22 protein-coding genes are annotated in these 21,569 nt (G+C 45.7%); 16 read left to right on the forward strand and 6 right to left on the reverse strand.

What is annotated here, in order from left to right:
• From cyoC to cyoE, 3 genes are all read left to right on the forward strand, one after another.
• Positions 1 to 562 (forward strand): cytochrome o ubiquinol oxidase subunit III (gene cyoC, locus L9Q40_RS04845; protein ID WP_498792374.1); only part of this gene is annotated, 562 nt, incomplete at its 5' end.
• Positions 562 to 873: a cytochrome o ubiquinol oxidase subunit IV gene (cyoD, locus tag L9Q40_RS04850; RefSeq protein ID WP_014234374.1), complete on the forward strand. Its 312-nt coding sequence runs from the start codon at positions 562 to 564 to the stop codon at positions 871 to 873. The genes cyoC and cyoD, both read left to right, overlap by 1 nt.
• A complete protein-coding gene (gene cyoE, locus L9Q40_RS04855) occupies positions 834 to 1,754 on the forward strand; it encodes a heme o synthase (RefSeq protein ID WP_209438589.1) in 921 nt (306 codons plus the stop codon). The genes cyoD and cyoE overlap by 40 nt, the downstream gene beginning before the upstream one ends.
• A 268-nt stretch (positions 1,755 to 2,022) precedes the next feature.
• On the opposite strand, the gene L9Q40_RS04860 is transcribed toward cyoE, so the two are convergent.
• Entirely contained in the window at positions 2,023 to 2,913 is an 891-nt protein-coding gene (locus L9Q40_RS04860) for a LysR family transcriptional regulator (RefSeq protein ID WP_020336005.1), read from the reverse strand.
• Between the two features lie 155 nt (positions 2,914 to 3,068).
• Between L9Q40_RS04860 and L9Q40_RS04865 the strand changes: the two genes are divergently transcribed.
• The 6 genes from L9Q40_RS04865 to L9Q40_RS04890 all read left to right on the forward strand — a co-directional run bounded on the left by L9Q40_RS04865 (position 3,069) and on the right by L9Q40_RS04890 (position 10,345).
• On the forward strand, positions 3,069 to 3,467 hold the full coding sequence (locus L9Q40_RS04865) for a RidA family protein (protein WP_024372974.1): 399 nt from the start codon (positions 3,069 to 3,071) through the stop codon (positions 3,465 to 3,467).
• A gap of 75 nt (positions 3,468 to 3,542) precedes the next feature.
• Positions 3,543 to 5,003 (forward strand): aldehyde dehydrogenase family protein, encoded by a 1,461-nt coding sequence (locus L9Q40_RS04870; protein ID WP_065303701.1) that lies wholly within the window; start codon positions 3,543 to 3,545, stop codon positions 5,001 to 5,003.
• A 69-nt stretch (positions 5,004 to 5,072) separates the two neighbouring features.
• On the forward strand, positions 5,073 to 6,062 hold the full coding sequence (locus L9Q40_RS04875; protein WP_020336002.1) for a membrane dipeptidase: 990 nt from the start codon (positions 5,073 to 5,075) through the stop codon (positions 6,060 to 6,062).
• A gap of 109 nt (positions 6,063 to 6,171) precedes the next feature.
• Positions 6,172 to 7,773 carry a BCCT family transporter gene (locus L9Q40_RS04880; protein WP_025539761.1) on the forward strand — a complete coding sequence of 534 codons (1,602 nt, stop codon included), beginning with the start codon at positions 6,172 to 6,174 and terminating at the stop codon, positions 7,771 to 7,773.
• A gap of 101 nt (positions 7,774 to 7,874) precedes the next feature.
• Positions 7,875 to 9,611 (forward strand): hypothetical protein, encoded by a 1,737-nt coding sequence (locus L9Q40_RS04885; protein ID WP_498792378.1) that lies wholly within the window; start codon positions 7,875 to 7,877, stop codon positions 9,609 to 9,611.
• Entirely contained in the window at positions 9,608 to 10,345 is a 738-nt protein-coding gene (locus tag L9Q40_RS04890) for a DUF3726 domain-containing protein (RefSeq protein WP_498792380.1), read from the forward strand. The genes L9Q40_RS04885 and L9Q40_RS04890 overlap by 4 nt, the downstream gene beginning before the upstream one ends.
• Positions 10,346 to 10,423: 78 nt before the next feature.
• On the opposite strand, the gene L9Q40_RS04895 is transcribed toward L9Q40_RS04890, so the two are convergent.
• Positions 10,424 to 11,467 carry an alkene reductase gene (locus L9Q40_RS04895; RefSeq protein WP_498792381.1) on the reverse strand — a complete coding sequence of 348 codons (1,044 nt, stop codon included), beginning with the start codon at positions 11,465 to 11,467 and terminating at the stop codon, positions 10,424 to 10,426.
• Positions 11,468 to 11,632: 165 nt separating this feature from the next.
• On the opposite strand from L9Q40_RS04895, the gene L9Q40_RS04900 reads away from it, so the two are divergent.
• Positions 11,633 to 12,238 carry a TetR/AcrR family transcriptional regulator gene (locus L9Q40_RS04900; protein ID WP_498792383.1) on the forward strand — a complete coding sequence of 202 codons (606 nt, stop codon included), beginning with the start codon at positions 11,633 to 11,635 and terminating at the stop codon, positions 12,236 to 12,238.
• A gap of 85 nt (positions 12,239 to 12,323) precedes the next feature.
• Here L9Q40_RS04900 and L9Q40_RS04905 read toward each other — a convergent pair whose 3' ends face one another.
• Both L9Q40_RS04905 and L9Q40_RS04910 read right to left on the reverse strand, forming a co-directional pair.
• The gene (locus L9Q40_RS04905) at positions 12,324 to 13,655 is read right to left on the reverse strand and encodes a basic amino acid/polyamine antiporter (protein WP_498792385.1); all 1,332 of its coding nucleotides are present in this window, start codon (positions 13,653 to 13,655) and stop codon (positions 12,324 to 12,326) included.
• A 7-nt stretch (positions 13,656 to 13,662) separates the two neighbouring features.
• The gene (locus L9Q40_RS04910; protein WP_498792387.1) at positions 13,663 to 14,571 is read right to left on the reverse strand and encodes a homocysteine S-methyltransferase family protein; all 909 of its coding nucleotides are present in this window, start codon (positions 14,569 to 14,571) and stop codon (positions 13,663 to 13,665) included.
• A gap of 321 nt (positions 14,572 to 14,892) precedes the next feature.
• On the opposite strand from L9Q40_RS04910, the gene L9Q40_RS04915 reads away from it, so the two are divergent.
• From L9Q40_RS04915 to L9Q40_RS04940, 6 genes are all read left to right on the forward strand, one after another.
• Positions 14,893 to 15,717: a hypothetical protein gene (locus L9Q40_RS04915; protein ID WP_498792389.1), complete on the forward strand. Its 825-nt coding sequence runs from the start codon at positions 14,893 to 14,895 to the stop codon at positions 15,715 to 15,717.
• The gene (locus L9Q40_RS04920; RefSeq protein WP_498792391.1) at positions 15,717 to 16,502 is read left to right on the forward strand and encodes a hypothetical protein; all 786 of its coding nucleotides are present in this window, start codon (positions 15,717 to 15,719) and stop codon (positions 16,500 to 16,502) included. The genes L9Q40_RS04915 and L9Q40_RS04920 overlap by 1 nt, the downstream gene beginning before the upstream one ends.
• A gap of 21 nt (positions 16,503 to 16,523) precedes the next feature.
• Positions 16,524 to 16,838 carry a hypothetical protein gene (locus L9Q40_RS04925; RefSeq protein ID WP_498792393.1) on the forward strand — a complete coding sequence of 105 codons (315 nt, stop codon included), beginning with the start codon at positions 16,524 to 16,526 and terminating at the stop codon, positions 16,836 to 16,838.
• Positions 16,839 to 16,966: 128 nt separating this feature from the next.
• The gene (locus L9Q40_RS04930) at positions 16,967 to 17,128 is read left to right on the forward strand and encodes a hypothetical protein (protein WP_498792395.1); all 162 of its coding nucleotides are present in this window, start codon (positions 16,967 to 16,969) and stop codon (positions 17,126 to 17,128) included.
• Positions 17,125 to 17,997 (forward strand): 5'/3'-nucleotidase SurE, encoded by an 873-nt coding sequence (locus L9Q40_RS04935; protein ID WP_498792397.1) that lies wholly within the window; start codon positions 17,125 to 17,127, stop codon positions 17,995 to 17,997. The genes L9Q40_RS04930 and L9Q40_RS04935 overlap by 4 nt, the downstream gene beginning before the upstream one ends.
• Positions 17,998 to 18,008: 11 nt before the next feature.
• Positions 18,009 to 18,659 (forward strand): hypothetical protein, encoded by a 651-nt coding sequence (locus tag L9Q40_RS04940; protein WP_020335990.1) that lies wholly within the window; start codon positions 18,009 to 18,011, stop codon positions 18,657 to 18,659.
• Positions 18,660 to 18,750: 91 nt separating this feature from the next.
• Here L9Q40_RS04940 and katG read toward each other — a convergent pair whose 3' ends face one another.
• Positions 18,751 to 20,925 carry a catalase/peroxidase HPI gene (katG, locus tag L9Q40_RS04945; protein ID WP_498792399.1) on the reverse strand — a complete coding sequence of 725 codons (2,175 nt, stop codon included), beginning with the start codon at positions 20,923 to 20,925 and terminating at the stop codon, positions 18,751 to 18,753.
• Between the two features lie 485 nt (positions 20,926 to 21,410).
• Positions 21,411 to 21,569 (reverse strand): hypothetical protein (locus L9Q40_RS04950; RefSeq protein ID WP_498792401.1); only part of this gene is annotated, 159 nt, incomplete at its 5' end.

Consider the following 21,569-nt stretch of genomic DNA (forward strand, 5'->3'; position numbering starts at 1 on the left):
CCATGACACGAATGGCAATAAGCTGTTTGGTTTCTGGGTTTACCTCATGAGCGACTGTGTATTGTTCGCAACTTTGTTTGCAACGTACGCAGTACTTTCCAGCAACTCGATTGCAGGCCCAACAGGTAAAGACATTTTCGAATTGCCTTTCGTGTTCGTTGAAACCATGTTGCTGCTATTCAGTAGTATCACGTTTGGTTTTGGCATGATTGCGATGAAACGTAATGATGTTGCTGGCCTTAAACGCTGGCTGCAAATTACTTTTGCGCTGGGTCTTGGCTTCATCTGCATGGAAGTTTACGAGTTCCATCACTTGATTGCTGAAGGTTACGGCCCTCAGGAAAGTGCGTTTCTTTCTGCGTTCTTTACATTGGTAGGTACGCACGGCTTGCACGTGTCATTTGGTCTGATTTGGTTAGCAGTGGCTTATCACCAACTGTCTACCAAAGGCCTGAACGATAATATGGCGATGCGTTTTAACTGCTTGAGCCTGTTCTGGCACTTCCTGGATATTGTTTGGATCTGTGTCTTTACCATCGTTTACTTACTGGGGGTAATGTAATGGGACAACATATTGAAACAAGTGCGTCTGATTACGTTAAAGGCTTCGTTGCGTCGCTTATTCTAACGGTGATTCCATTCTACTTTGTTTGGGCGCAATCTCTGCCACAGGCAACGACATACGCGGTTCTGTTTGGCTGTGCATTGGTTCAGATCTTTGTGCACTTCAAATACTTCCTGCATATGGAAGCGAAGACAGATGATGGTCGCTGGAATCTGGTTTCACTGATGTTTACTGCCATTGTTGTGCTTATTCTGATCGCAGGTTCGATCTGGATTATCTACAACATGAACGTCAACATGAAGTTGTAGGCCAAGGTATGCTGAAAAGTTATTTGTCTATCACCAAACCGGGCATTATTTTCGGCAACCTGATTTCTGTTGCGGCGGGGTTTTTCCTCGCCGCAAAAACAGAACCTGCTAGTCTGACGTTGTTTCTGACAACGTTGGCTGGTGTGGGGCTTGTCATTGCTTCAGGTTGCGTGGTGAACAATATTTTTGATCGCGATATCGATCAAAAGATGGCGCGTACTCAGAACCGTGAGCTAGCGAAAGGAAACATCAATATTGATGTCGCGTTTGTCTATGCTTTGGTTTTGCTTTTGGTTGGAACGGGCTTATTGTTTCAACTCGCCAATCCACTTTCTGCCGTTGTTGTCCTGCTCGGTTATGTGTATTACGTGTTCTTTTACACCATGTGGTACAAGCGTAACTCGGTATATGGCACATTAGTTGGCAGTATTTCTGGCGCGGTTCCGCCATTAGTTGGCTATCTGGCAGTGACAAACTTCATTAGCTTAGAAGCCATTTTGCTGTTCACTATGTTCTGCCTATGGCAAATGCCGCACTCATACGCGATTGCCATGTTCCGCATGCAAGACTACCGAGAAGCGGGCATTCCTGTACTGCCTGTTAAAGAAGGCATCCATAAAGCCCATCGTCATATGAAAGCGTACGTGGTGGCCTTTGGTGCTGTTTCATTGGGACTCTTTTTGCTCGGTGAAGCAGGGTATGAATACCTGGCTGTCGCAGCCGTTGTTTGCTTTATGTGGACAAAAGTGACTTTCCGCAGCATTGACGATGAAAACTACGTTGCTTGGTCGAAGTCGGTGTTTAAAGTCTCTTTGCTGGTGGTAATGGGAATCAGTGGAGTGCTAGGGGTAGAGTTACTTCCGTTGGCGCTGGTTTATTAATACACAGCATTTGACTCAATGCTCCGAGCAAAGGATGTTTGGTTAGCGGAAATGTCAAACATCAAAAGTAATAACTATTCCTGATCTTTAATCGTCAGGCTTATAGCACTCAGCCTAAAAAGCGTATTCTCAGAAGGGACAGCGACATAATATCGCTGTCCCTTTTTTTTGTTTTTGCACAATCAAAAAGAAAGCAATCAACGGTAGGCTAAAGTTTCTCTCTGGCGAGGTGTATTTCTTCCTCAATGGTGGAAAATTAGCACTCAAGTTACGTGTTTTCTCCCTGATAGTTCAAATATTGAACGCATAGATCATGAAATGCTTTTGCTTGAGGTGAGATAGTGCGGTCACTAAGCGTAAAGATACCAATTTGTCTTTCTAACGGTGGATCTATCATTGGAATCCATACCAATCTCGTTTCGTTAGTTGGAAAGGCTAGCTTTGGTAAAGTGGTTACGCCAATACCCAGCTCCAAGACAGAAAATAAAGACGTGATATTTTCCACTGAGTAAAGCGCTTGCTGACTTAATGCTCTTGCAGGGGTTGGATCGAGAAGCGTGCAGGTACCGTTACGAATAAAAGGCTGTTCAAGTAAGGTTTGCCACTCGATTCCCTCAGGGTGATTTGCAACAGGGTTATCTTTTAAACACACCACACCAATTGGATCAGATAGCAGCGGCGTAAAGTCGATACCACCGTCATCAAGGTGAGATGGGTTACCAAGCGCTAAGTCGACTTCACCAGAGAGCAGACGAGCCTCGACGCCTGCGGCGTTATCGTCGATCAAGCTCACTTCTACATTTGGATATTGTTCGCAAAAGGCACCCAAAACGCTTGGAATGAGTTTCGCTGCAACGGAAGGAACACTCGCAATTCTCACTCTCCCTTGCTGTCCTGCAGCGGCGGCTTTTAAATCATTGTCAAGCGCACTATAGATATTGAGGAACTGAACCACCTTGGGTAAACAAATTTCACCGAAAGGCGTCAATTTGGTTTTGTTTCCTGGTTCAAACAGAGTTTGCCCTAGAATTTTTTCAAGCTCTTTTATCGAAGTGGACAGCGCCGCCTGAGAACGATTTGCACGATGTGAAGCGGCTCGAAAGCCGCCTTCCTCGACTACCATCACAAAATGCATTAATTGTTGAAGCTTGATGCTCATCCCTGATGCCTCATAATCCCTGTATCTACGTTATTCTCAATATGGTGATAAGTTTAATTTATCAATTGTAAAAAATTTACCGTTAGATTTATCGCCTGTCAACGTGCATCATTTAACCATATTGAAACAAAGTCGTTACAAAGGTTGAAATGAACGTGAATACTCCTACTAAAAAACATCCAGTAAAAACCAGTTTGTTTGCTTCTAAAGCACCGCTCGAATGGGCGATTGTTAACAACGGAACCTTGTATACGGCACAAATTCCTATCGATGATACGGGCGCAGTGGTTGAAGGTGGTATCGAAGCACAAACACGCCAAACATTTAACAATCTCATTCACACTCTAGAGTGCGCTGGTGAATCTTTGGATTCTGTGTTGCAGGTCCTGATTTACGTTACCGACAGAGAATACTTAAAAACCGTCAACCAAGTGTACGCGGAATACTTTGATGCGCCGTATCCAAACCGGGCAGCTATGGTGGTTGCAGGATTAGCGAGAGAAGAGATGCTGGTGGAGTTTGTCGTTTACGCTTCGGCAAGCCAACCCGAATAAAACCACAACAAGAATAATTAGAGATCAGTGAGCTGATGGCTTGCCATCACAAATCGGAAGAACAAGGAAAGAACAATGACTTTTATTAACAATGTTCAAGCAGAAAAGTCCCTCTACATCGCAGGTGAGTGGCATTCAGGCATGGATACCATCGCTAATATTAACCCTTCTGATATCAGTGAAAATATTGGTGATTTTGCTCAAGCGAGCGTGTCCCAAGTAGAACAAGCGATTCAAGCGGCAAAAGCAGCACAGCCAGAGTGGGAAAAGACGCCAATTGAGCGTAAACAAGCAGTACTGCAAGCAATTGGTGATGAGCTAATCGCGCGCTGTGACGAATTGGGTACCTTACTTTCGCGTGAAGAAGGCAAGCCATTTGCTGAAGGTCGTGGTGAGATTTATCGTGCAGGTCAGTTCTTCCAATACTTTGCTGCCGAGGTATTGCGTCAAATTGGCGATAACGCTGCTTCCGTCCGTCCAGGTGTCTCCGTTGAAGTTACTCGCGAAGCCGTCGGCGTTATCGCCATTATCTCTCCTTGGAATTTCCCTACGGCAACCGCAGCTTGGAAAATTGCTCCAGCGCTTGCATTTGGCAACAGCGTCGTCTGGAAGCCTGCGAATCTAACTCCAGCCAGTGCTGTGGCACTTACTGAGATCATTCATCGCCAAGGTTTACCTGCTGGCACTTTCAACCTCGTATTGGGTAGCGGCTCACAAGTGGGTAATACCCTTATCAATTCGAAAGATGTAAACGGTGTGAGCTTTACGGGCTCTGTCGATACAGGTCGTAAAGTCGCTGCGGCAACTGCACCAAACTTTGTGCGTTGTCAGCTAGAAATGGGCAGTAAAAACGCGCTCGTGGTAGCGGATGATGCAGATATCCAAATTGCCGTCGAAGCAACAATCGCGGGCTCATTCTCCGGTGCTGGTCAAAAATGTACGGCGTCTTCTCGTCTTGTTGTTATGGACGGTATTCACGACGCGTATGTCGAAGCGCTAATCAAACGCATGAGTGAGCTCAAAGTTGGTCATGCTCTGGAAGATGGCGTGTTCATGGGACCAGTGGTTGATGGTAACCAATTGAATGCGAACTTTGAGTGGATTGAAAAAGCGCGCCAAGCAGGGGCAGAGTTGGCTTTCGGTGGTGAGCGTTTAAATCTAGAGCATGACGGTTACTACATGTCACCAACGCTTTTCTTGAACACACAAAACAGCTGGGAAGTGAACCAAGAAGAAGTCTTTGCACCGATGGCCAGCGTGATTCGAGTCTCTGACCTAGACGAAGCGATTGCAGTGGTGAACGATACGCGCTTTGGCCTCACAGGTGGCATTATCACGCAAAGCCTGCGCAACAGCGCGATCTTTAAGCAGCAAGCCCAAACAGGCTGCGTCATGGTTAACTTGCCAACCGCGGGCACGGATTATCACGTTCCATTTGGTGGCCGCAAAGAGTCAAGCTTTGGTCCTCGTGAGCAAGGTCAGTACGCCAAAGAGTTTTACACCGTAGTGAAAACCGCTTATCAGCGTCCTTACTAAGGAGAGGTGGGTAGTTGATGGTGTCAGCTACCCACTCTGAACGGCTAAGAAATTTTTTAAGGAGTGGTTATGTACCAACAACGGATTGTGATTGACGGATTGCAGTACTGCAATTGGGAGCGAGAGTACTTCCAAACGCTTAAGGCGAGTGGCATTACTGCCGTTCATGCCACCATCGTTTACCACGAAAATGCACGTGAAACCTTAACCCGGTTTGCTGAGTGGAACCTACGCTTCGAGCAAAATGCCGATCTCATCATGCCGATCTATTCAATGGCAGATGTAGAAAAAGCCAAAGTTGAGGGTAAAGTCGGCATCTTCTTCGGTGCTCAGAATTGCTCACCAATCGATGATGAAATTGGCCTGATCGAAGTGATGCGCCGCCAAGGTCTGCTGATCATGCAGTTGACCTACAACAACCAAAGTTTGCTGGCGACAGGTTGTTACGAACAAAACGACTCCGGCGTTACTCGTTTTGGTAAGCAAGCGATTGAAGAGATGAACCGAGTAGGGATGATCATTGATATGTCCCACAGTGCGGAACGCTCAACACTGGAAGCCATCGACCTTTCTTCGCGTCCAATTTGTATCAGCCATGCCAACCCGACGTTTGCGCATGACGCACTGCGTAATAAATCCAATACGGTGATTAAAGCGCTGACCGAACGCGGTGGTTTGATTGGATTCAGCTTATACCCGTTCCATTTACCAAATGGCAGCCAATGCTCCTTGGATGATTTCTGCCAGATGGTAGCGAAAACCGCTGACATGTTTGGCGTCGACCATTTAGGCATCGGTAGCGATCTGTGTTTAAACCAACCGCAACAGGTATTGGAATGGATGCGCAACGGCCGTTGGTCAAAAGCGATGGACTACGGTGAAGGTTCAGCAAGCAACTCGGGTTGGCCCGATGCGCTGCCATGGTTCTGCGGCAGTGCAGGAATGGAGAACATCTACAACGGATTAATGCGTCACGGATTTAGTGAATCTGAGGCAGGAAAAATATTGGGTGAAAACTGGTTCCACTTCCTCAAAGAAGGATTAGAGCCTATTTCATAGCATTCCCCAAATTAGGAACCGCCTGTCAAAATAACAACAATACGGCAGGCGTAAAACTCACATTTGTGGCCAGTCTTTGACAGCTGCAAAGAACCTCTGGAGCCAGAGTATGTCTGATTTAACCAATAGCATGAAAGCTTCCACGATGAGCGTGTCATCGGGCAAGTCAAAAGCAAAATACAACACATCAACTGCGGAAAAGACGACGGATAAATTAGGGCTGAATAACCCTGCGTTTTGGTATAGCGGTGGCTTTATCGCGCTGTTCGTCGCTATCGCTCTTTATGATGGTGAACTGTTATCAACGCTCGTTAACGCCGGGTTTGGCTGGGCAGTGCAAGTGTTTGGTCCTTATTGGCAGTTACTACTTCTTCTCACTTTTCTTATTGGTCTTGGGTTAGCAGCAGGGCGAACAGGCAAGGTGAAGTTGGGTGGAATGGCAAAGCCAGAAATGGACTCTTTCCGTTGGATGGCAATTATATTCTGCACCTTACTTGCTGGTGGTGGTGTTTTCTGGGCTGCGGCTGAGCCTATCGCTCACTATGTTAGCCCGCCACCTTTGTATGGTGCGCAAGATAACCCGCAACAAGGAGCGGTAAATGCGTTGTCGCAATCTTTTATGCACTGGGGCTTCTTGGCTTGGGCGATTGTGGGCAGCTTAACTTCAATTGTGGTGATGCATTTGCATTATGACAAAGGCTTACCATTGAAGCCGCGTATTTTGCTTTACCCAGTATTGGGTGAGCGAGCACTTAAAGGGCAAGTCGGGGCGTTGATTGATGCGTGCTGCATAATCGCCGTGGCGGCTGGCACCATAGGGCCTATTGGGTTTCTGGGATTGCAGGTTAGCTACGCGTTAAATGCTCTGTTTGAGATTCCTGATGGCTTTACTACCCAGCTTATTATCATTTTGTTTGCGATTGCGCTCTACACCCTGTCGGCACTTAGTGGCTTAAACCGAGGCATGCAACTGCTCAGCCGTTACAACGTAATTCTGGCTATGGCGTTGATGGTCTACATCCTGTTTTTTGGCCCTACGAACTTTATCTTTAACGGATACATTCAAGGGGTAGGAACTATGTTGGACAACTTCATCCCGATGGCGACGTACCGAGGTGATGAAGGTTGGTTAAGTTGGTGGACGGTGTTTTTCTGGGGCTGGTTCCTTGGTTACGGGCCAATGATGGCAATCTTCATTGCTCGAATCTCTCGTGGTCGCACTATCCGCCAAGTTATTTCAACAATCAGTATTGTGGCTCCGCTAACAACATGCTTTTGGTTCACAATTGTTGGTGGTTCTGGTCTTGCATTTGAAATTGCAGACCCAGGCAGTGTGAGTGCGGCGTTTGAAGGCTTCAACCTACCAGGAGCTTTGCTTGCAGTTACTCAGCAACTGCCAATGCCGATGTTGACTTCGATCCTATTTCTGATTCTAACCACGATCTTCATCGTGACGACGGGCGATTCTATGACATACACCATTAGTGTCGTGATTAGTGGTGAAACGGAGCCAAACGCGATCATTCGTACCTTTTGGGGGGTAATGATGGGGGTCACGGCACTGATTCTGATTTCTCTTGGTTCTGGTGGCATCTCTGCACTGCAATCTTTCATTGTGATAACCGCGGTTCCGGTGTCGTTGATTTTGTTGCCATCACTTTGGAATGCGCCACAAATCGCAATCAATATGGCGAAAGAGCAAGGGTTATAACGATTCGCTAATTTAAACAACGTGGAGCTTGTGCGGCTGTTTTCCTCCTGCATCCGTACAAACCCTAGTATTCTTACAATAACAAATAGGTGGTGAGCAAAATGGATGCACATCGTTCTACTTATACGGAAGCAACTATGCGCGACGCAAAGATTGTCATGGCAGCTGAAAGGCTTGGCGCAATGCACCAAAATCGAATCAGCTTTGTTCGTAGTTTGATTCGCAATATGGCAAGTCAAAACTGGCAAGTAACCAAACATGATTGGCAACTTTGCCCTCGTGGTTATGGTCACGTGATTTATAAATTGGCCACGCCAGCACACGTTTATCATTTGGTGGTTTTTTGTGATGAAATTGCCGACGATGAACGGAATGACCGCGTAATAGCTGAAAAGTGGGACGTCACTTTCGCACTGGTCCAAGGCGATGTTGATGTTACTTTGTTAGAAAGGCTAAGAGCGAATGTACCGCTGCAAGAAGCGGGGCGTAATCCGAATAACGTGCTTGTTCTTGCTCGTGCAAACAAAAGTGTGCGTGTGTTTGAGCACATCGTTAATGCACTTTCAAAAGGAAAGCAGCCCGAGCCTAAAGAGTTGGCCGAAGTGGGGTATATCCTGCGAACCACAGCCGTGTATGGCAATGGAAAATTTGGTATCGCCGATTTCAAACTGATCGAGAACAACCCTGATTTCAGCCAATCTTTTAGCGCGCAAATGTGTGCGGTGTATATGCTGCGTGAGTTCAGTTTAGATTGGGTGCACTTTCTGGCGCTTCAGAAAGGTGGTGAAAACGCGGTGGCCTTACATCGTGGTTTGCAACGCTACCTTGGTGTCGGTAATGCAACTGGCTTAGGCATGGCTCCGTATTTGATTAACCACCCATGTATCGTCGACCAGTGGATGACGTCTCGTGAGCGTGCGGTAGCGCGAGTATTTGCTATGCCTTGCGAAGCCTCACTCTATGCTCCATTGCAAGGACTACTTCAAAAAGCACAACGTCATCTCGAGCAAGTAATCACCATTAATGAGCATCAAGATAGTCTCAATCACCAAGCGATAGCAGACATCAAACAACTACTGTCAGAGCTAACCACGTTAATGGCATCGCAATCGAACTGGGGGAGTTTGGTCGAGCAGAAGAATACAATGAGTGTGGAAGCCCAAGAAATCCTCACTTCTTGCTTGATCGAACTCTACCCACCTTTGGTGGATGAGTTTGCCAGCCAAATGAACACGGATGAAACTTTGTCTATTCCGGGTGGGAAAAAGATCCAAGACTTACTTGAAGTATTGCGAAGCAAATACTGTTGGGCGATAGATGTTGACTATTCTTTAGCCGAGAACAACTATTGGTTCTGGTATCGCTCACAAGACAAAGAAGAGCCAAGGCTTGGAGTACGCGGTGAAGAGGCAGGAGAAGACAAAGAACTGCCGCTCGATATCGGAAGACAAGTGAACCGCCTTTACCACGCTTTACTTGGCAGCTCTGAAGAGACGTCGGTCGCTGAATTTTTGTTGCAAAACCCGGCTTATCGTTCGATTACTCGCCGCGTATGGACGCTAGGGAAGCGAGAAATGGGTGATATTCAGATGAACGTGCTGCGCCAAGATGCACTGCCAATGCACTTATTACGTTGTAAGTTGGCAATATTTGGCGCTACAAAGTTTGATCCGCGCTCGGATCGTTGGGTTCGTGTGACGTTCTTCCAAGGCGCACCTCTGTTGGACGAAATTCATGATCCGCAATTGGCGGACACATGGATTTTCCCAAGCATGCCAGAAAGTGACGAAATTACACAAAGTGACAATCAAAAAATCAATGGAGGATTTGCATTATGATCGTCTCTCACAACGAATTGGTGGCCGCGGTTAATAAGGCATTTCTAGGTATGCGCCGTCACTGTGGTGAGGCAGATGTCATTGCAAATATGGTGGCAGATCTACAAATGGTAGGCTTGCACGGGGTGCGTCACTTTAATAATGCTAGCCTATTCCTTGAGTTAGATTCAGACTGCGCGGTGTCAGTGATTAAAAGCACGCCAACTAGTATAGAATTCGAGCTTAATAAGGGAAGCGTGGCATGTCATCTCCCAACGGTACTTGATTTTGCTCTGGAGAAAATGATTGAGTCAAAATCCATTGAGATCACTTTGAAACATTGTCACAACCGTTGGTTGGCATTTAGTGAGTTATTAAAGCTTTCTTCCAAAGGCATAGCCTGCCGTGCGCAGTGGGTGAACGGTTCAAAACCGACGCGAACGCTCTATGTATTGAACAGAGGGCAAATTGCGCCTGAAATCTTTTTATCAGACCAACCTGTTGAAAAAGGCATGGATTGCCACTCAATGATAATCGAGCTATCGGTGAAAGATTTTAATGTTGAGGAAAGCTCACAAGGCTACTCCATTCATATAAAAGGGAAAGAGCTAAGCGGAACTCAGCAGGCATCCTGGCGAAATGGTATCTTTGTAGAGGACAACGAGTGGGAAACTCTCAAAAAAACAGCAGCAGTGTTTTTGGTCGCAAATAGCGAACGCTCAGTACGAGGCGCGGGCGAACTCGAATATAGTTAATGTTTTCAAAAATAAAAACGGCTCACAAGGAGCCGTTTTTAATATCTAGCTTAATTTAAAGCACTAAAATTTAAAGCACTAAACCAGCGTTTCCAGCATCGCTGCATCGTATTCGACAAGTTCTTTGTTTTCCTGCACTCGGTTTACGTAGTCTGGGTTCGCGATGAATTGACGACCAATTGCAACCAAATCAAATTTATTCGCTTGGATTGCTTCTGCGCCAGTTTCTGCTGTATAGCCACCCACACCCATCAATGTCTTTGAGTAAGTGTCACGTAGGTATTGTGATACGCGGCCGCCAAGGAAGTCAAACTCTACGCTGTCATCGAACATACCTTCGTGCAAGTAAGCCAAGTTACGCTTTTCTACTTCTGGCAGGAAGTAATCAAACACCTGACGGTCACGAGCGTCAGCTTCTATATGCATGTAACCAGCAGGGGACACGCGCAAGCCAACAAGTTCTGAACCGATACGGGCAACAACGGCATCAATCACTTCGAGTGGGAAACGTGACATGTTTTCTGGTGTTTCACCGTATTCATCTGTTCGATGGTTTGTATCGAAGTGTAGGAACTGATCGAGCAGGTAACCATTCGCTGCGTGGATCTCTACTCCATCAAACCCTGCGTCAATCGCGTTTTCTGCTGCCTGTGCGTAGTCTTCTACTAGCTGAGCAATCTCTTCGTGAGTGGCTGGTTTTGGTACGGTGTAAACCAATTCGCGCATACGAGGAACGGTGCCATCAAATGCGACCGCAGAAGGCGCTAATACGTACTCTCCACCAAAAAAGTGCGGATGAGCGACACGGCCAGTATGCCAAAGCTGGGCAAAGATCTTACCGCCGTTCGCGTGTACTGCGTCGGTGACTTTTTTCCAACCTTCAATCTGTGCTTGGGTAAAAAGCCCCGGCGTATTCGGGTAACCCTGACCATCTGCACGAATAATGGTTGCTTCAGAAATGATCAAACCTGCATCTGCACGTTTCGCGTAGTAATCCACCATTGCATCAGTAGGCACCAGATCATCGTCTGCCATACAGCGCGTGAGTGGCGCCATTGCAATTTTGTTTTTCAGTGTAATTTTGTCGTTGAGTTTATACGCTTCGAATAATGTTGTTGTCATGAGCATGCTCCTAATGAACGCTAGGGTAATATGCTAACCCTTTTTTGAATGATCATTCAAGATGTTTTTTGAACGTTCATTCAAATAGCTTGTTAAACCTTGTTAACCCCAGTAAACTTAGGGTGTTTGTAAGGTTATAGAGCCCAGCTAGTTGAGAAATGTCAGATGAGAAATGCCGAATTCGACCGAGAATATGTTTTAAGCTCAGCGATGAATGAGTTCATTGCTAAGGGCTACAATAAAACCAGCATGCAAGATTTGAAGCGTGCGACTGGGCTGCATCCGGGCTCTATTTATTGCGCATTTGAGAACAAAAGAGGCCTATTGCTCGCTTCTCTTGACCATTACACGACGACGAAATCTCAGGCTTTTGAGCAGTTCTTCAACGACCCTAAACAGATTCTGTCCGGCTTTGAACGTTATCTTCATGACATTATCGAGTTCAGCGAATGTGAAAGCGGTAAAGGCTGTTTATTGCAAAAGGCGTTGAGTGAGCTTGATCAGCAAGATGAAGAAATCGAAGCCATCATTTGTAACATGCTTGAGCAATGGAAACTCAGTATTCAATCCAAGCTAGAGTTAGCAAAAGAGAATGAAGAAATTGCACCAGGGAGCGATTGCGAGTTGTTAAGTGATTTTCTGGTGATGAATATTTACGGTTTGCGATCGTTTGCCAATACCAAACCGTCCGAAGCGCGTCTGGCTCAGCTTGTAGACAAAATCATGCAGAGTCTGAAGAGTAGCTGTGTGGATGGAAAGGCAATGGCCTAAGTATTGCGGTTCGAGATTCGAGAAAGGATGGCTGTGATGCCATCCTTTTTTATAGCGAGCGACATTTTTATCGTTAATATCGTTTTTATGCCGAGGTCGGGTTCAATCGATGTTGACGTCGGCTGTACACGTATAACGCAATTCCTGGAATGTAAAGAATCGCTGAAAGCAACAGCGTATCGACACCAGCCGCATAAACCAGCCAAATGCCATAAATACTAGCTCCAAAGCCAATCAATTTTAACTGCAAGCGAGCGTTAGTCTGGATGGATAACTTAAGCAGATACGCGCCAACCAAGAAATAGGGTATCAAAATCATTGACGTCGAAATCAAAACGAGCGTGTTATAACCTTCACCTGTAAGCATTACGAGTATTAAACACAGTTGCACCGTTAAACTGGTTAGGAACAGCGAGTTTTTCGGGGTGTCGTTATCGTTAGATTTCGCAAAGAACTTAGGAAACGCACCGTATTTAGCCGCGGTGTAAGGGACTTCGGCAGAATACAAAATCCAGCTTAAGTACGACGCCAGCACCGATACAATTAAACCAATACTGATCACCGCTTTACCCCACGAACCAGTCATCGCAGCCATCAGCCCAGCCATCGAAGGATTAGATATCGTGGCGATCTCTGCACGAGAAGCAATTCCGAGTGACATAAGAGAAATCAAAACGTACAAGATTAAGGCTGCGATGACACCAAGGTAAGTTGCGCGACCTATGTCTTTGCGGTTTTTTGCTCGTCCCGACAAAATTACTGCACCTTCAATACCAGTAAACACCCACAGTGTAATCAACATCGTGCCTTTTACTTGCTCTATAAAAGGTTGTTGTAGTGTTTCTCCTTGTGGATCGATATGAAAAGTATCGGTATCAAAGAAGTAGTAAGCGGCGCAGACAAAGAGGATTAACGGTACGCTTTTAGCCAACGTCGCCAGCAGATTAATGAAGGCGGCTTGCGTGACTCCTCTTAGGATCAAACTGTGAACTGACCACAGCACGAGGGACTCGCAGATGAAGGCATAGATGGTTGTACCGTCACCAAATAACGTGAAGTTTGGGGTATCTACAAAAGCGCCGAGCGCAGCAAACGCGACGACAAGGTAGCCTACAACGCCGATCGTCGCACACAACCAATAGCCCCATGCAGAAAGGAAACCTGCGAGATCACCAAACCCTTCTCTGGCATAGGCATAGATGCCGCCGTCCAAATCTGGCTTAAGGCGAGATAGGTGAAGAAAGCAACCTGCCAGAAGCAGAATGCCGACACCAGTAATCGTCCAGCCGACGATCATCGCATTGAGTCCGGCAACTTCAGCCATGTTTTGCGGTAGGCTGAATATTCCTGCACCAACCATTGAACTAAAGACTAACGCTGTCAATGCGGTTAAGCCAATTCGATTTCCTTGCGACATATTTAACCTAACCTTTGAAATGCTGACTTAGCTTAGCAATGTGTTCGGGCCCGATACCACAGCAACCACCGATGATAGACGCGCCAGATTGACGCCATTTTTCTGCCCAAATCAGGTAAGCATCAGGGCTTAAGTCGTCACGAATTTCGTCGAGACCATCGTTCGCCGTTGCATCTTTTGGTTGCGGAGGAAACGCATTCGCGTAAACACCAAGGCGGATGTGAGATAAACCGATTTCCTCTAGTGTACGCACTGAGACTTGTAATGCTTCTTCTACGATTTCTGGTTGGCAACAGTTAAACAAAATGGCGCTTACCCCAGCTTGTGCCATGGTTGTGACCGCCTGTTGTACCTTCTCACCGGAGCGCAGACATGGCTCGTCTGTAGGCTCAGAATCTTCAAGTGTAAACGAGACCCAAAATGGCTTCACTTCAGAGGTTAATTCGTCGACCAATGCTTTTACTGCCACAGATTCGGCAATTAAGCTTTGCGTTTCGGCGAGCCAGAAATCGATAGAGTCTGACAAGCCTAGAATTAACGGAGTCGCTAAGTCACGCACGTGTTCCTGATCGTACAGGTCTGGTCGGTATGAGCCGAATAGAGGAGGAAGTGAACCCGCAACTTTAGCCCCAGTCCCTTGCGCCGCTTCCTTTGCTACTTGGCCAGAAAGCGCAGCGAGTGATTGTCCTGCTTCTTTGAAGCGCGTTTCTCCGATATGAAATGGCACCAATGCGTAACTGTTAGTTGTAATTACCTGAGCACCGCTTTGAATGTAGTCAATGTGGACATCTTTAACGATTTCAGGCGCTTCGATCATAGCAAGCGCAGACCACTCCGGCTGACGAAAAGGCGCACCACGACGATTTAATTCTCGTCCCATACCACCATCAAGAATCAACATCGTATTTGTTTTCATTTTTCTTACACCTTCAAATAGAAATCTAGCCGTTTGGATGGCTAAAGCTAAATGAGAACGTTACCAATTTCAACCGTTAATTGTTAGTTTGTTCATATTCGCTATTAAGTGATTAGGTTTTGAACAGCTCAACTTGTCCATAAGCTATAGAGGCGGTGCTTGTGAGCGAGTGCTGAGTTGAGTTACTTCTTGTATGTTCATATACATCAGATGAATCAAATATTGCGTGAATAGCTATTCAATTGAGTCGTGCTCATTGTCATATCGGCGTAATAACAATTAAGTAAATTCTTCACAAAAATGAAGGAACGAATCATCGTTATGAACGACGTGCTAACGCGGCTATGGAACCACAATCACGCACCATGGATCTTTAAAACAGGTTGTCTTTTATTGATAACCTCACTTCTCTTGGTTATTCAATCGCCCCGTGCTGAATTACCGTCAGTTACATCATTTAACCAGTTATCCTGTTCGGAACTCGATCAGAACTATCAACCTGTTTCTGATCGATACCAATTGGATATACTCATTCCTGCTCACGCTATGGCATTACCGTTGCTATCAAAATTATGTGAAGACCCGGAATTTAATGGTCAGTATTCGGATATCGTGGTGCATTGGCTTCCTCGCAGACAGGTGACGCCGCAAACCATTTATAGTCAAAAATTTGATGTGATGTGGGCGAGGGAATACCAACTTTCCGGCTTGAGCCCCGACTACGCCAATTATTACGACAAACTGCTCAGCCTGACTGGTTATGATGTGTTGTGGTTTGCTAATCAACCGATTGATGATCAGTTTCTAAAGACCCATCGAATAGGTTTACTGAACGATACCTTTAGCCGTTCGGGCTACCAGCTTCCTGTAAAACAGTTAACGTCGCTCTCTATTGATGTGCGCTCTTCGCTGGTGACTTTATATCCAACGCGTAAAGCAATGATTGACGCCTTCAAGAAAGGAGAGGTTGACGTGATTTCGGGGACCAATCATAGCCCGATAAACCAATCTGAAATGGAGGTATATAAAGCGGTGATTGCCAATGGTGTTTCTGCAGGTGGATGGTTTGTTTCTCATTCGTGGTTGCGTTTGTCAGATGAGATGCTCCGTCAACGGTTAGCTCAAGCGTTAGGAGAGATCGGATAATGCGTTTGAAAGTGATAGCGCAGGACAATTGGAAAATGTTGGCCGGCTTGACGGTACTGTATTTGGTGGTGTCCTTAATCAGTGGTGCATTTTTCACCCAATACCGTTATTCGCAATTTGTGAATCAAGACTTAATGTCTGCGCGCAGTCATATTTGGCTTGATAGTGCGGTAATGGGTGAGCGTCCAGAAACACAACGTATTTTCAAATTGAAAAGCCAGCTGTTGTTGGATCAGGTTAGTTGGTACAACCCAATACAAATTTTTAGCCAGTGTCATACTGCTGCGCCGTCTTTGTCTCCTGAAGACAACTACTCTCTTAGATTACCATTAACATTTTCTCTCGATTTATCTACAGACCAAACTGGCGACTTAATCGATATAAACTGTCAATTGCAAGGCGGGCACTGGCTTTTTACCTCTATTTTATGCGCCGCTTTGTCGGTCCTATTTATCTCTTTTCAGCCTCGTCCACTTAATACAGATGACCTGAAACTGCTTAAGCGATTACTGCAAATTGGCGGAACCAGTGTTGATCAAAAGCGTTGGAAGCAAGCTATTGAGAAATTTCGTGAAACAAATCCAGACAAGGGCATTAATGAAGATTACCTCAGACGAGTTCTCGAAACCAAAGCGGAAAAGTTTCAATCTGTAGAAGAGAAGGCTAGGTTACTTGAACAGGCATCTAAGCCACTCACGTTGTCGTTTTTAGTCACTGATGGGAATGTCGAAGTGCGTGTCAATGATGTCATGATCCCAATGTCTACTACACCGGCAATTTACTGACTATGGTACGCGAAAAAGCGCATGACGCATTCTAATGACGGTTGGGTATTGAATCCGCCAAGTAACCGACATTCCCAATCGCTGGCTGCGGAGCTGATTACATTGATGGAAAATTATGGTGGACACGGAAGAGCAATCAGTGAACTTAAACAGAACGGATTAAAGGCAAAAACGCTCGACCAAAATCGCAATAAAATTAAAGATGCATTGGTTAATAGTTTAGGAGAAAGCTTTATTGAACAATTTGGCTTTGAAAGTGATAAACAAGAAGACAATACGCAATCAATTTATCGTTTGAAGATATCTCCAAATGATATTTCAATAAATGAAAGTTGATTTATCTTATTGAAACTAATGGATAATATTTTATAGATATCTCTAAACTGTAATCAGATATATTTGTAACAGAAGCTTCATCATTTTTCGTCAAAGTAGCTGCCACTGAGTTCGGACAAGGTGTCTGAATGGAAACTGAAAGCAGTGAAATAAACGGAAATATTATGAACAAATTATCAAAACTTTGCCTTGCGATGGCGGTGGGCTCTTCATGTGCTATTTCAGCAAATGCACTTGCGTTGAATATCGTTTTAACCAACGACGATAGCTGGGAAACATCCAACTGTTGAAATCAGCATTAGAGGAAGCAGGCCACGATGTGATCATGTCTGCACCTTGTACGGGGCAAAGTGGTAAAGGTGGAGCGATGAGTCACTACCGCCCAGTGTCGATTGATGAATCCCAAGCTGGAGAGCAGGAATATTGTGTCGGTGATACAGACACTAGTGTTGCATATAAAGATTATGTCGAAGGGACACCAGTCATGGCGGCGATTTACGGTATCGATATCGCGGCGAAGAATGTCTGGGGACAAGAGCCAGATCTCGTCATCTCAGGTCCTAATGAAGGTAACAACTTGGGCTACATGAACAACAACTCTGGAACGCTAGGTGCAACAATGGCGGCTTTGAGCCGAGGTATTCCTGCGATTGCAATTAGTGCTCATCATAATACTTCAAGTGACGCCGAGCAGTCTCAGCTTGTAGCTAATGTTGTCGTTGATATTGTGGCTCAGCTCGTTGCGAGCCAGTTATCGGGATCACCACTTTTACCTGCCTATACGGGATTAAACGTGAACACGCCAGAAGACATGAACAACCACCTGGGGTACAAGTATACCGACGTAGGTTGGAACGCGGGGGCAGAGTTTGCATTTAGTGAAGATCTTTCGCAGCAAAGCACCGCAGTCTACTACATGATGAAACGCCTAATGGAAGAGGGAATGGACTCTAGCGAAGCGCAAGTTGAAGCGGTGGCTTTACTAAAAGACAAAAAAGGACTCGCATTTAACATGGGTGATGCCGGCGATACTAATCAGAACTCTGAGGGTGTTGCTGTAAAACAAGGGTACATTACTATCAGTACCATTGACGGTAACGTTCAAGCGGCGCGCGGTAAAGTGGCATTGGTAGAACAACGTCTTGTTGGCTTGGAATAGGAGCGACAAGAATGAATCGACACAATACTTTGTTTGTTACTTTATTATCGGTTTCCGCTCTGTGGGGATGTAATAGCGACAGTGATGACAACAGGCAAGCGCATGTGCAAAGTGGTGTTTACTCAGGCGTTATTTGGGCGGATGACGCCTCTCCAGATGGTGCGCAGGTCGTTATACAAGAGGGAGTGGAGCCACAACTTACGCTTTGGGATGCGAGAGAACATCAAACTTCGTACCTAGGGGCTCTAAGCAATGATCAAATTACGTTTTTAACCGCTTCCGTTAACTGTGAAATGAGCGGTACTAACTTAACTTGTAATAATGCTAATGGTTCTTCCGTTTTATTACCCATCACCAAAGAGAGCGCTGACCTGAGCAATTATGCTGGCACTTATCAGGCAAGATACTCTGACGGACTGTATCAAATGTCGATTGATGAATCGGGGGCAATCGCGTTAACTGGATCTGCGTGTAGCAGTGAAGGTTCGCTTTTTACTTCGGCAGGATTAGAAAGCGTAATCATGATGGAACTGCTTGATGCGCAATGCATTCAGATTGGAAATGTAAATATTGCGACGCTTGAAGTGGATAATGATTCTTTGGTTAGTATCAACGTTCAAACAGACAGTGATGAGTTCCCACAAGTCTGGGTTAAACTGTAATAGATTTACAGTGTAAACAAAAAGCCGCTAAAAATAGCGGCTTTTGATTTAATACGCACCAAAGTGCATTTCCAGTGTATGTGGCTCGTTATTAAACCAAATCGAATCTGTCTGCGTTCATCACTTTCGTCCAAGCCGAGATAAAGTCTTTTACGAACTTCTCTTGATTGTCATCTTGAGCGTACACTTCAGCATAAGAACGCAAGATGGAGTTTGACCCAAAGACTAAGTCTACGCGCGTTGCTGTCCATTTCGCTTCACCTGTTTTACGGTCACAAATATCGTAAGAGTTGCGGCCAGTTGGTTTCCATGTGTACGACATGTCCGTTAGGTTTACGAAGAAGTCATTGGTCAGCGCACCTACACGGTCAGTAAACACACCATGTTGAGTACCGCCGTGGTTAGTACCAAGTACACGCATACCACCTAGTAGTACCGTCATTTCTGGACCGGTCAGACCAAGCAGCTGTGCACGGTCTAGCAGCATTTCCTCTGGTTTAACGGCATAATGCTGTTTCTGCCAGTTTCGGAATCCGTCAGCCACTGGTTCAAGGACATCGAATGACTCAACATCGGTTTGCTCAGCCGTAGCATCGCCGCGACCAGGTGTAAATGGCACTGTAACGTCAAAACCTGCCGCTTTAATTGCTTGTTCAAGCCCGACATTACCAGCAAGCACGATAGTATCCGCCACGCTGACACCAGATTCATCTGCAATCTTAGTTAGTACATCAAGTACGCGAGCCAGACGTTGTGGTTCGTTGCCTTCCCATGCGTTTTGTGGAGCTAAGCGTATGCGTGCGCCGTTAGCACCACCTCGAAGATCCGAGTGTCGGAATGTACGTGCACTGTCCCAAGCGCTTGAAACCAAATCAGAAACGCTTAAGTCCGTTGCTGCAATTTTTGCCTTTACTGCGTCTACGTCGTAGTTGGTCGTGCCAGCAGGGATTGGATCTTGCCAGATAAGATCTTCGGCTGGTACATCTGGGCCAATGTAACGCGCTTTAGGGCCTAAATCGCGGTGCGTCAGCTTAAACCAGGCTCTCGCGAATACTTCGTTAAAGTACTCTTGGTCTTGGTAGAAGCGCTCAGAAATCTTGCGATACTCAGGGTCAACCTTCAAAGCCATATCGGCATCTGTCATCATTGGGTTGTAACGAATTGACGGATCTTCAACATCGACCGGCTTATCTTCTTCTGCGATATCTACAGGCTCGTATTGCCAAGCGCCTGCAGGGCTTTTGGTTAGTTGCCACTCATGTTCTAGTAGCATTTTGAAATAGCCGTTGTCCCATTGAGTCGGATGGCTTGTCCAAGCGCCTTCAACGCCGCTGGTTACGGTGTCACGGCCAATGCCGCGAGATTTGTGGTTATTCCAACCAAGACCTTGCTCTTCAATGTCGGCACCTTCAGGGTCTGGACCTAAGTTTGCCGCGTCGCCATTACCGTGAGCTTTACCAACCGTGTGACCACCTGCCGTTAAAGCGACGGTCTCTTCATCATTCATCGCCATACGTGCAAAGGTGACACGCATGTCGGCAGCGGTTTTAAGAGGGTCTGGATTACCGTCTACACCTTCTGGGTTCACGTAGATCAAACCCATCATCACTGCTGCCAGAGGGTTTTCAAGGTCACGTTCGCCAGAGTATCGGGTACCTTCGCCACCACTTGGCGCTAACCATTCTTTTTCTGAACCCCAGTAAATGTCTTTTTCCGGATGCCAGATGTCTTCTCGGCCAAAGGCAAATCCAAAGCTTTTAAGACCCATAGATTCATATGCCATGTTACCCGCAAGAAGCATTAAATCCGCCCAGCTTATTTTGTTGCCGTATTTTTTCTTAATTGGCCATAACAAGCGACGAGCCTTATCTAAGTTGCCGTTGTCTGGCCAAGAGTTAAGTGGCGCAAAGCGTTGGTTACCGGTTGAACCACCCCCGCGACCATCAGTGGTGCGGTAGCTACCAGCGGAGTGCCACGCCATACGAATCATTAAGCCGCCGTAGTGTCCCCAGTCTGCTGGCCACCACTCTTGACTGTCCGTCATTAGCGCTTTCAAATCATTTTTTAAGGCTTCAACGTCAAGTGATTTAAGTGCTTCACGGTAGTCGAAGTCTTCTCCAAGTGGGTTTGCTTTTTTGTCGTGCTGATGGAGAATGTCTAAGTTAAGCGCGTTCGGCCACCATTCCATCACGGTCGAACCGGTGGAAGTCATGCCACCATGCATTACCGGGCACTTTCCTGCTGAGTTATTATCGCTGTTGTTCATAGGGTGTCCTTTTAGCAGTGAAATATTATTTTTTCTTAAAACAGAAAATGTAAGTGTTTTATCACTGTTTGATTACCTGTTTAGAAGTTAATGTTTATACATCTCAGTAACTTGTAATTGATAATAGTAAGGAACCTGAGATTTATCATATCACTTAGACCGATTAATTTAATAAGCTAAGCCTATCAATCTCTCGCAGGAGTTTTTAGCTCCGCTGGACGTTCTGAACCTTTATTTTTAGATAAAACCTTATTTAGATTAGATGCTTAAAAGGGAGTGTAGGTCATGCTCTACAGCAGGATATTAGTCTTGCAAGAAGAGGTGTTTAATCGGAAATAGAAAAGTAATAGTGGGTATTTGAAATGTTAGTAATAGTACTCGTGAAGCAATAAACTCGCCTTTTAAAAATGAACTTAAGTCATATATAAAAGGCGAGTGTAGACGTTTTTTGTGATTACTAGATATTATCAGTGTCTAAAATTATATTATTTTGCCGTACCATTTATGTAAGTTTTTAACCAATCGTAGGCTGCTGAACCAATAGGATCTCCGATCGATTGACCAGCCGGAATGGAGTCATAAAAGTGGACCCCAGCCCATAAACGACTTAACCCACACTTATCAGAGAATTCAAGTACTCCAAA

It is taken from the genome of Allocatenococcus thiocycli, assembly GCF_921292965.1.
GTDB lineage: Bacteria > Pseudomonadota > Gammaproteobacteria > Enterobacterales > Vibrionaceae > Vibrio > Vibrio natriegens.

Coding starts and splice junctions, on each gene's coding strand:
- L9Q40_RS04895 (WP_498792381.1), bottom strand. CDS start 11,467: ATGACAACAACATTATTCGAAGCGTATAAACTCAACGACAAAATTACA.
- L9Q40_RS04885 (WP_498792378.1), top strand. CDS start 7,875: ATGGATGCACATCGTTCTACTTATACGGAAGCAACTATGCGCGACGCA.
- L9Q40_RS04910 (WP_498792387.1), bottom strand. CDS start 14,571: ATGAAAACAAATACGATGTTGATTCTTGATGGTGGTATGGGACGAGAA.
- L9Q40_RS04880 (WP_025539761.1), top strand. CDS start 6,172: ATGTCTGATTTAACCAATAGCATGAAAGCTTCCACGATGAGCGTGTCA.
- L9Q40_RS04925 (WP_498792393.1), top strand. CDS start 16,524: ATGACGCATTCTAATGACGGTTGGGTATTGAATCCGCCAAGTAACCGA.
- L9Q40_RS04920 (WP_498792391.1), top strand. CDS start 15,717: ATGCGTTTGAAAGTGATAGCGCAGGACAATTGGAAAATGTTGGCCGGC.
- L9Q40_RS04890 (WP_498792380.1), top strand. CDS start 9,608: ATGATCGTCTCTCACAACGAATTGGTGGCCGCGGTTAATAAGGCATTT.
- L9Q40_RS04875 (WP_020336002.1), top strand. CDS start 5,073: ATGTACCAACAACGGATTGTGATTGACGGATTGCAGTACTGCAATTGG.
- L9Q40_RS04860 (WP_020336005.1), bottom strand. CDS start 2,913: ATGAGCATCAAGCTTCAACAATTAATGCATTTTGTGATGGTAGTCGAG.
- cyoD (WP_014234374.1), top strand. CDS start 562: ATGGGACAACATATTGAAACAAGTGCGTCTGATTACGTTAAAGGCTTC.
- L9Q40_RS04870 (WP_065303701.1), top strand. CDS start 3,543: ATGACTTTTATTAACAATGTTCAAGCAGAAAAGTCCCTCTACATCGCA.
- katG (WP_498792399.1), bottom strand. CDS start 20,925: ATGAACAACAGCGATAATAACTCAGCAGGAAAGTGCCCGGTAATGCAT.
- L9Q40_RS04905 (WP_498792385.1), bottom strand. CDS start 13,655: ATGTCGCAAGGAAATCGAATTGGCTTAACCGCATTGACAGCGTTAGTC.
- L9Q40_RS04940 (WP_020335990.1), top strand. CDS start 18,009: ATGAATCGACACAATACTTTGTTTGTTACTTTATTATCGGTTTCCGCT.
- L9Q40_RS04900 (WP_498792383.1), top strand. CDS start 11,633: ATGAGAAATGCCGAATTCGACCGAGAATATGTTTTAAGCTCAGCGATG.
- L9Q40_RS04915 (WP_498792389.1), top strand. CDS start 14,893: ATGAACGACGTGCTAACGCGGCTATGGAACCACAATCACGCACCATGG.
- L9Q40_RS04930 (WP_498792395.1), top strand. CDS start 16,967: ATGGAAACTGAAAGCAGTGAAATAAACGGAAATATTATGAACAAATTA.